The organism is Planomonospora algeriensis (genome assembly GCF_977012225.1).
Genome location: NZ_CDRNDK010000326.1, coordinates 1 through 7,512, shown reverse-complemented (window position 1 = coordinate 7,512; position 7,512 = coordinate 1). Strand labels below are relative to the sequence as shown.

Genomic DNA, 7,512 nt, shown 5'->3' with positions numbered 1-7,512 from the left:
ACGGGCGGTGCCGGGGCGGGACCGGCGGCCGGGCCGCGGGCCGTACCCGGCGGAGGGCGGACCGGAATGGCGATATCGGTAGGCTGAAGATTATGACGACCCCTGCGGAACGCTACGCCGCCTTTCGTCAGAGCCAGATCGAGAGCGGACCGGCCCTGACCTCGTTCCGCGGTCTGTACGACTTCGAGCTGGACGAGTTCCAGCTGGACGCCTGCCGCGCGCTGGAGGCGGGCGACGGAGTCCTCGTGGCCGCCCCCACCGGATCGGGCAAGACCGTGGTGGGGGAGTTCGCCGTCCACCTGGCCCTGGAGCAGGGCCGCAAGTGCTTCTACACCACCCCCATCAAGGCCCTGTCCAACCAGAAGTACAACGACCTGGTCAAGCGGTACGGCGCAGCCAAGGTCGGCCTGCTCACCGGGGACAACAGCGTCAACGGCGAGGCCCCGATCGTCATCATGACGACCGAGGTGCTGCGCAACATGCTCTACGCCGGGTCGGGCACCCTGGCCGGGCTCGGCTTCGTGGTCATGGACGAGGTGCACTACCTGGCCGACCGGTTCCGCGGCGCCGTCTGGGAAGAGGTGATCATCCACCTTCCCGAGTCGGTGCGGCTGGTCGCCCTGTCGGCCACGGTCAGCAACGCCGAGGAGTTCGGCGAGTGGATGGGCACCGTCCGCGGCGACACCTCCGTCATCGTCGACGAGCACCGCCCGGTCCCGCTCTGGCAGCACATGCTCGTCGGCCACCGCATCTACGACCTGTTCGTCACCGAGGAGAACGGCGGGCGGCCGCTGGTCAACCCCAACCTGCTGCGCCTGTCCCGGGACGAGGAGCGCCAGGCGTACGGCAGGGGCCGCCGCGGCTACTCCCGCCCGCGCCGGCCGGGCCCGCCCAACCGGGCCGAGGCCATCGAGCGGCTCGACGCCGAGGGCCTGCTGCCCGCGATCACCTTCATCTTCTCCCGGGCCGGCTGCGACGCCGCGGTGCAGCAGTGCGTCTACGCCGGGCTCCGGCTCACCACCGACGCCGAGCGCCACGAGATCCGGCAGATCGTCGACGAGCGCACCGCGCACCTGCCCGACGAGGACCTGGCCGTGCTCGGCTTCCTGGAGTGGCGCGACTGCCTGGAGCGCGGCCTGGCCGCCCACCACGCGGGCATGCTGCCCACCTTCAAGGAGGTGGTGGAGGAGCTGTTCACCCGCAACCTGGTCAAGGCGGTGTTCGCCACCGAGACCCTCGCGCTGGGCATCAACATGCCCGCCCGCTCCGTGGTGATCGAGAAGCTCGACAAGTGGAACGGCGAGACCCACGCCGACCTCACCCCGGGGGAGTACACCCAGCTGACCGGACGGGCCGGGCGGCGCGGCATCGACGTGGAGGGCCACGCGGTGGTCCACTGGCAGCCGGGCATGGACCCGCTGCACGTCGCCGGGCTGGCCAGCACCCGCACCTACCCGCTGCGCTCCAGTTTCCGCCCCTCCTACAACATGGCGGTCAACCTCGTCGGCCAGGTCGGCCGCGAGCGCGCCCGCTCGCTGCTGGAGTCCTCCTTCGCGCAGTTCCAGGCGGACCGGGCGGTGGTCGGCATAGCCAAGCAGCTGCGCCGCCACGAGGAGGCGCTGGCGGGCTACCGCGAGGCGATGACCTGCCACCTGGGGGACTTCACCGAGTACGCCGCGATGCGCAGGGCCCTGTCGGACCGCGAGTCGGAACTGTCGCGCCAGCGCGGCGCCGCCCGCCGCCTGCAGGCGGTGCGCTCGCTGGAGGCGCTGCGGCCCGGTGACATCATCCGGGTGCCGGGCGGCCGCCGCGCGGGCCTGGCCGTCGTGCTGGACCCGGGCCTCAACTCCCGGGGCGAGGGCCCGTCCCCGCTGGTGCTGACCATCGGCAAGCAGGTCAAGAAGCTGTCGGCGGCCGACTTCCCGGTCCCGGTGGAGCCGGTCGAGCACCTGCGCATCCCCAAGAACTTCAACGCCCGCTCGCCGAAGGAGCGCGCCAACCTCGTCTCATCCATGCACGCCAAGATCGGCCACCTCGACCTGGGCAGGCCCGACCGGGCGCGCGACCACGCCGCCGAGGACGAGGAGATCCTCCGCCTGCGGCGGGAGATCCGGCAGCACCCCTGCCACGGCTGCGACGAGCGGGAGGACCACGCCCGCTGGGCCGAGCGCTACCACAAGCTGCTGCGCGAGACCGAGGGCCTGCGCCGCCGGGTCGAGGGCCGCTCGCACGTCATCGCCCGCACCTTCGACCGGGTCTGCGGGGTGCTCGACCGGCTCGGCTACCTCGACGGGGAGGACGTCACCGCCGAAGGGCGCCGCCTGGCCCAGCTCTACACCGAGCTGGACCTGCTCACCTCCGAGTGCCTGCGGGCCGGGATCTGGGACGAGCTCGACCCGGCGGAGCTGGCCGCGTGCGTGTCGTCGCTGGTGTTCGAGTCCCGGCAGGCCGACGAGGCCCGCCAGCCGCGCATCCCCGCGGGCGGCGCGCAGCAGGCGATGGCGGAGATGATCCGGCTCTGGGGCGACCTGGAGGCGATCGAGAGCGACCACGGCCTGGCGTTCATCCGCGAACCCGACTTCGGCTTCGCCTGGGCGGCCTTCCGCTGGGCCAAGGGGCACACCCTGGACGCCGTGCTCGGCGACGGGATCAACGGCTCGGAGCTGGCCGCCGGCGACTTCGTGCGCTGGACCAAGCAGCTGCTGGACCTGCTCGGCCAGATCTCCGACGCGGCACCCCGGGACGGCAAGGTCAGGAAGAGCGCGGGCAAGGCGATGGACGCGCTCCGGCGCGGCGTGGTGGCCTACTCCTCCGTCGGCTGACGGCGTCGGGGGCGGGCGAGTGCCGACCGGTGTCCGCCCGCGGGTTGGCTGACCGCCCGGTCAATAGCTTGTGACGGCCGGTGCGCGGAACGTAACCCCAAGGTCCGTTTCCCGGATGATCCCACCGGAGATCCCCATGTCGGAACCTGTTGGCCCGCCCCCCCAGGAGGTAGGGATGTTCGCCCTCGCCGCCGCACTGCTGTTCCTGCTCGCCCTCATCTTCGAGATCGCCGGTGTCGCCGTCGGCAGCGTCGTCACCGTCACCACGCTCGGCACCGCCGGGCTCCTGTGCGTCGCGCTGCACCTGATGGGCGTCGGCGCGGGCTGGAGCCTGAAGAGGTAACCGAGTCCGCAGCGCCGCTCCCGCGGCCCCGAGGCCGCGCCCCTGCCCCCGGGCGCGGCCTCGTCCGCAGGACCGGGAACGGCGCCGGTCATGGCGGGACCGCCAGGGCATCGAGTCAGCCGAGGGTGCGTCCGGTCGCGCCGAGCGCCTCGCGCAGGACGCGGACGGCCTTCGGGCCGACTCCGTGCATCGCCAGCAGTTCGGCTTCGGTCAGTTCGGCGATCTGAGCGAGAGTGGTCAGGCCGACGTCGGCGAGCGCCTGCGTGGCGGGTCTTCCGATGGCCTTGGGCAGGTCGCCGACCTCACCGGACGCCGCGCGGTCGTGCGAAGCCGGGCGGGGACCGTCGTGGTCATCTGGGCGCACCGGGTCGGAGCTGGAGTCCATGTCCGGGCAGTATACGACTCGGCCGGGAGACGCGCCCCGGTCCGACGGACCCGTGAGCGGTAGTCCTCAGCACGCCGCCGGGCCGTACGGTCGCCACGCTCGATCCTCTCGTCCGATCCGCTTCCGCCCCGATCCGGTGAAGTCGGCCCTCCGGTCGAGGAGGCCGGGTCAGGCGAGGCTGAAGCGGACCTCCCGGGTGGCGGGGTCGGCGCGCGTCAGCCGTACCCGGACCGGCTCGCCCAGCGGGAGGCGCTCGCCGTCGCAGCGGGCCACCACCGCGGGGTCGACGACCTGCACCTCGCCGCCCGAGCCGTCCTCGTCGGCGCCGATCACCACCGCGTCGAAGGTCTGGCCGACCCGCTCGCGCAGCACGAAGGCCTCCACCAGGTTCACGCACTCGCGCTCCACCGCGCCCGCGCGCCGCCCGGTGGCCCGCATGACATCCGGCAGTTCGGGCAGGGCCCGCTGGACCTCCTCGGGCACCGGCTCGCCCGCCGCGACCGCCAGGCAGATCTCGGTGGCGTAGCGGTCGGCGAGGCGGCGCAGGGGAGCGGTCACGTGGGCGTACGGCGCCGCGACCGCGGCGTGGCCGGCCTCGGACGGCGGCTCTCCGTTGAAGGCCGCATATCCGGCGCCGCGCAGCAGCACCGTCGACTCCTCCAGGAACGCGGCCTGCCGCGGGATCCGCGGGTCGAGGGAGTGCACGACGTCGCCGTAGGAGGCGTCCTCGGGCCAGGGCACGTTCAGCGCCGCGGCGGCCCGCCGTACCCGGGCGACGGCGGTGGCCGGGGCGGGCGGCAGCACCCGCAGCAGGCCGATCTCGGCGTCGAGCATCATCGTGGCGGCGGCCATGCCGGTCAGCAGGGAGATCTGCGCGTTCCACGCCTCGGCCTCCAGCGGGGCGCGCAGCTCCACCCGGTAGCAGCCGTCGGGCCCGGTGACCACCTCCTGCTCCGGGATCGGCAGCGTGACGCCGCCCCTGGCCCGCTCCAGCGCCAGGCGGAGCCGGCCGATCTCGGCCAGCAGGCGCGGTGTGCCGTCGGCGGTGCCGGTGTCGACCGCCGCCTGGACGTAGTCGTAGTCGAGCCGCTCGCGGCTGCGCACCCGGGCCCGGTGACGTCGGCGCCCACGACCTGGCCGTCGGCGTCCAGGTCCAGGCACCACAGCGCGGCCGGGCGGACCGCGCCGGGCAGCAGGCTCGCCGCGCCCTCCGACAGCACCGGCGGGTGGAGCGGGATCCGCCCGCCGGGCAGGTAGACGGTCTCGCCGCGGAGCCGGGCCTCGGCGTCGATCTTCCCGCCCGGCCGGACGAACGCCCCCACGTCGGCGATGGCGTACCAGACGCGGTAGCCGCCGGGACGTTCCTCCAAGTGCATGGCCTGGTCCAGGTCCATCGCGCCGGGCGGGTCGATCGTGATGAGCGGCAGGTCGGTCCGGTCGAGCGCGGGCAGCCGGGGCACCTCGGCCACCCACTCGGCCTCGTCGACCACGGCGCGCGGGAACTCCTCCGGCAGCTTCAGCTCCCGGCGGATCCGCTCGAAACCGTCATCGAGGCGTGGATGGCACTCGCCGGGTACCCGGATGCTCCTGTACGGCACGGCGATCAACCTACCGCTCCCCGCCGCGCGGCCCGCACCGAACACTCCAAGCGGAACACGCGGCGGCCGGACCGGGACAGGGCGCCGGTGGCGTCCCGATCCTGATCAGGCTTCCCAGCCCAGGGCGGCGGCCAGGCGCTTGAGGGGGCTCGCCAGGCCGTACCGCTCGCTGAGGAAGGTCAGCGCCTCCGGGTCGCGGGGCTCGGCGGGCAGGCCCAGGCCGGTCTCCGGGACCGGCGCGTCGGGGACCACCCGGACCACCGCCGGGGCGACGGCCAGGTAGGCGCGGGCGGCGGCGAGCCTGGCGCGCTGGGCCTTGGTCAGGGCGGGGTCGTCGGCGTCGGCGGCCGCGAGCAGCGCGTCGAGCGAGCCGAACCGGGTGATCAGCGCGGCGGCGGTCTTGTCGCCGACGCCGGGGACGCCCGGCAGGCCGTCGCTGGGGTCGCCGCGCAGGACGGCGAAGTCGGCGTAGGAGCGGCCCGGGATGCCGTACCTGCCGGCGACGGCGGCCTCGTCGACGGGCTCGATGTTCTTGATTCCCCTTACTGTGTAAAGGACGCGGACCGGGCGCGCGTCGTCCACCAGCTGGAACAGGTCCCGGTCTCCGGTGACGATGTCCACCGGACCGGCAGACCGGGCGGTGAACGTGCCGATGACGTCGTCGGCCTCGTAACCGGCCACCCCGATCCGGGCGACGCCCGCCGCGTCGAGCACCCGCTCGATCACGCCGATCTGCGGGACGAGGGTCTCCGGGGTCTCCTCCCCGCCGTCGGCCGCCAGGCGGTGGGTCTTGTAGGAGGGGATGGCCGCCACCCGGAAGGCGGGCCGCCAGTCGGCGTCCATGCAGGCGGCCAGTCCGTCGGGGGAGTGCTCCCGGACCAGCGTGGCGATCATGTCGAGGAGGCCGCGGACCGCGTTGACGGGCGTCCCGTCGGGGGCGGTCACCGACTCGGGAACCCCGTAGAAGGCGCGGTAGTAGAGAGAGGGCGTGTCGAGCAGCATGAGGCCGGGCATGGGCCCCATCCAACCAGCCGGAGGAGGGCCGCGGCTCCCCGAGAGGCGGGTTCCCTTCCGGCAGGGATCCCCTTCCGGAGCGGCCGCGCCGGACAGGGCGGGGCCGTACCGCGCGGGATCGTGCGAAGGCGGTCCGGCGGTGGGCGGGGGCAGGCCGTAGATTGGTCGGCGTGACAACGGAGTCCTTCGACCTTTATCCCGTCGCCCGCCTCGCCGCCGCGCAGGAGGCGACCGCCGCCGCCGGGCTCGACGCCCTGCTGCTCACGCCCGGCCCCGACCTGCGCTACGTGACCGGCTACCAGGCGCTGCCGCTGGAGCGGCTCACCTGCCTGGTGCTGCCCGCCGAGGGTGACGCCTTCCTGATGGTGCCGCGGCTGGAGCTGCCCGCGGCCGAGCACTCCCCGGCCGTGCGGCTCGGCGTCGAGTTCGTGCCCTGGGACGAGACCGACGACCCCTACGCGGCCGTCGGCGCCCGCCTGGGCGCGGTGGCCAGGGTGGGCCTGGCCGACCGGATGTGGGCGATGCAGTCGCTGCGCTTCCGCGACGCGCTGCCCGGAGCCGAGCAGGTGCTCGCCGGGACGGTCCTGCGGGGCCTGCGGATGCGCAAGAGCGCCGCCGAGGCCGCCGCGCTGCACGAGGCCGGCGCCGCGATCGACGCGGTCCACGCGCAGGTGCCCGGCTTCCTGAAGGCGGGGCGGACCGAGCGCGAGGTGGGCCGGGACATCGCCGAGGCGATCATCGCCGCCGGACACGAGACGGTCGACTTCGTCATCGTCGGCTCCGGGCCCAACGGCGCCAGCCCGCACCACGAGCTGTCCGACCGGGTCATCCGGGCCGGTGAGCCGGTGGTGGTCGACATCGGCGGGCAGATGCCCAGCGGCTACTGCTCCGACTCCACCCGCGTCTACTCGGTCGGGGAGCCCCCGGCGGACTTCCTGCGCTACTACGACGTGCTCCAGCGCGCCCAGGAGGCCGCCTGCGCCGCCGTACGGCCCGGCGTGCCGTGCGAGGCGGTCGACGCCGCCGCCCGCGAGGTGATCGCGGCCGAGGGCTACGGCGAGTACTTCATCCACCGCACCGGTCACGGCATCGGCCTGGAGACCCACGAGGAGCCCTACATCGTCGCGGGCAACGCCGAGCCGCTGGCCCCGGGCTTCGCCTTCTCCGTCGAGCCGGGCGTCTACCTGCCCGGGACGCACGGCGCCCGGATCGAGGACATCGTGATCTGCACCGAGGACGGCGGCGAGCGGGTCAACCACCGCCCCCGCGAGCTGGTCGTCGTATAGGTCCGGGGCCGGTCGCGCCGGCCCTCGCCCGGGTCCGGGGCGGCGGTCCCGGACCCGGGCGGAG

The 7,512-nt window shown here is 74.2% G+C and carries 6 protein-coding genes and 1 pseudogene; 3 read left to right on the top strand and 4 right to left on the bottom strand.

All coding sequences use genetic code 11. From position 1 onward, the window contains the following. The first annotated feature begins 92 nt into the window (after nt 1–92). Together ACWJ6R_RS26270 and ACWJ6R_RS26265 are read left to right on the top strand one after the other, a co-directional pair. Nucleotides 93–2,822: a DEAD/DEAH box helicase gene (locus ACWJ6R_RS26270; RefSeq protein ID WP_449064797.1), complete on the top strand. Its 2,730-nt coding sequence runs from the start codon at nt 93–95 to the stop codon at nt 2,820–2,822. Between the two features lie 175 nt (nt 2,823–2,997). Beyond that, on the top strand, nt 2,998–3,165 hold the full coding sequence (locus ACWJ6R_RS26265; RefSeq protein WP_189236313.1) for a hypothetical protein: 168 nt from the start codon (nt 2,998–3,000) through the stop codon (nt 3,163–3,165). Between the two features lie 115 nt (nt 3,166–3,280). Here ACWJ6R_RS26265 and ACWJ6R_RS26260 read toward each other — a convergent pair whose 3' ends face one another. From ACWJ6R_RS26260 to ACWJ6R_RS26245, 4 genes and pseudogenes are all read right to left on the bottom strand, one after another. After that, nucleotides 3,281–3,550, bottom strand: coding sequence for a hypothetical protein (locus ACWJ6R_RS26260; RefSeq protein WP_449064796.1), 270 nt, complete (start codon nt 3,548–3,550; stop codon nt 3,281–3,283). Nucleotides 3,551–3,718: 168 nt separating this feature from the next. Further along, nucleotides 3,719–3,988 (bottom strand): hypothetical protein, encoded by a 270-nt coding sequence (locus tag ACWJ6R_RS26255; RefSeq protein WP_449064798.1) that lies wholly within the window; start codon nt 3,986–3,988, stop codon nt 3,719–3,721. Between the two features lie 141 nt (nt 3,989–4,129). After that, nucleotides 4,130–4,926, bottom strand: a pseudogene (locus ACWJ6R_RS26250) (RNB domain-containing ribonuclease); the annotation flags it as partial. A 327-nt stretch (nt 4,927–5,253) separates the two neighbouring features. Continuing rightward, nucleotides 5,254–6,162, bottom strand: a complete 909-nt coding sequence (locus tag ACWJ6R_RS26245) for a 5'-3' exonuclease (protein WP_449064795.1) — start codon at nt 6,160–6,162, stop codon at nt 5,254–5,256. A gap of 170 nt (nt 6,163–6,332) precedes the next feature. On the opposite strand from ACWJ6R_RS26245, the gene ACWJ6R_RS26240 reads away from it, so the two are divergent. Further along, entirely contained in the window at nt 6,333–7,448 is a 1,116-nt protein-coding gene (locus ACWJ6R_RS26240; RefSeq protein WP_449064794.1) for a M24 family metallopeptidase, read from the top strand. Nucleotides 7,449–7,512 lie beyond the last annotated feature (64 nt).